The organism is Saccharomonospora iraqiensis subsp. paurometabolica YIM 90007 (assembly GCF_000231035.2).
In the GTDB taxonomy this organism is placed as follows: Bacteria; Actinomycetota; Actinomycetes; order Mycobacteriales; family Pseudonocardiaceae; genus Saccharomonospora; species Saccharomonospora paurometabolica.
Genome location: NZ_KI912234.1, coordinates 56,560 through 58,329 on the forward strand (window position 1 = coordinate 56,560; position 1,770 = coordinate 58,329).

The window sequence follows — 1,770 nt, forward strand, 5'->3', positions numbered from 1 at the left end:
CGGGTCGGCGGTCAACCAGGACGGGGCGTCCAACGGCCTCTCCGCCCCGAACGGCCCCGCTCAACAGCGGGTCATCCGCGCCGCGCTGGCAGGCGCGGACCTGCGGCCGTCCGACGTGGACTTCGTCGAGGCGCACGGCACCGGAACCTCGCTCGGTGACCCGATCGAGGCCCAGGCCGTCCTCGCCACCTACGGCCGGGACAGGACCGACCCGCTGCTGCTGGGCTCCATCAAGTCCAACATCGGCCACACCCAGGCCGCAGCCGGTGTCGCCGGGGTGATCAAGACCGTGCTGGCCCTGCGCCACGGGCTGGTCCCGCAGACGTTGCACGTCTCCGAGCCCACCACCCACGTGGACTGGACGGCGGGCGAGGTCCGCATCGCCACCGAGCCCACCGCCTGGCCAGAGACCGGCCGCCCCCGGCGCGCGGGCGTGTCCGCCTTCGGCATCAGCGGCACCAACGCCCATGTCGTACTGGAGCAGGCATCTGGGACCGCCCCAGCACCCGAGCCCGCTGGAGCCACCGTGCCGTGGACGCTGTCCGGCGCGACCCCGCAGGCGCTGCACGCGCAGGCCGCCCGGCTCGCCGCGCACGTCCGCGAGCACACCCCGCACCCGGTCGACGTCGCGTTCACCCTGGCCACCGCCCGTGCGCACCTGGAGCATCGCACCGCCGTCGTCGGCCGCGACACCGAGGAGCTGCTCGCCGGGCTCGACGCGCTGGCCCAGGGCCGAGGCATCACCGGCACGGCCCGCCCCGGCCTCGGCGGCACAGCCTTTCTGTTCCCGGGCCAAGGCTCGCAGCGCGCGGGCGCCGGGCGCGAGGTGTACGAGGCGTTCCCCGTCTTCGCCGACGCGTTCGACGAGATCTGTGCCAGGGTCGATCCGCGGCTCGACCGGCCGCTACGCGAGGTCGCGTTCGCCGACGACGGCACACCCGAGGCCGCGCTGCTCGATCGCACCGACTTCACCCAGGCCGCGCTGTTCGCCGTCGGGGTGGCACTGTTCCGGCTCGTCGAGTCCTGGGGCTGCCGCCCGGACGCGCTGCTCGGGCACTCCATCGGAGAGCTGGCCGCCGCGCACGTCGTCGGGGTGCTCGACCTCGACGACGCCTGCGACCTGGTCGTCGCCCGCGGCGCGCTGATGCGCGACCTGAACCCGGGCGGAGTCATGATCGCCGTCCCGGCCGCCGAGGACGAGATCGACCTCGAGCCCGGTGTGGAGATCGCGGCGGTCAACGGCCCTCGTTCGATCGTGCTCTCCGGCGACGAGGACGCGGTTCTGCGTGCCGCCGCCGGGTTCGACAAGGCCAAGCGGCTCGCCGTCGGCATGGCGTTCCACTCCGCTCGCGTCGAGCCGATGCTGGACGCGTTCCGCGAGGTGGCCGAGGGCCTGACCTTCCACGTGCCGTCGATCCCGGTCGTGTCCAACGTGACCGGCGCGGTGGCGGGGGACGAGATCGCCACCGCCGACTACTGGGTGCGGCAGGTCCGCGCCGGGGTCCGATACGCCGACGGCGTGGCGACGCTGGCCGAGCGCGGCATCCACCGGTTCGCCGAACTCGGCGCGGGCGGTGTGCTGTCCGCGCTGACCGCCGGGTGCCTGCCCGCCGACGCCGCGGCCGCCGTGGTCCCGCTGCTGCGCGCCGACCGGCCCGGACCGGACTCACTGATCGCCGGAGTGGCCACCCTGCACGCGCACGGGGAGCACGTCGACTGGACCGCGTTCTTCGCGGGCACCGGCGCCCGCCGGGTCGACCTGCCCACGTA

The 1,770-nt window shown here is 74.7% G+C and carries 1 protein-coding gene; it reads left to right on the plus strand.

Translation table 11 applies throughout. The features are described from left to right. Positions 1-1,770 (plus strand): type I polyketide synthase (locus SACPADRAFT_RS0211465; RefSeq protein ID WP_007027500.1); only part of this gene is annotated, 1,770 nt, incomplete at both ends.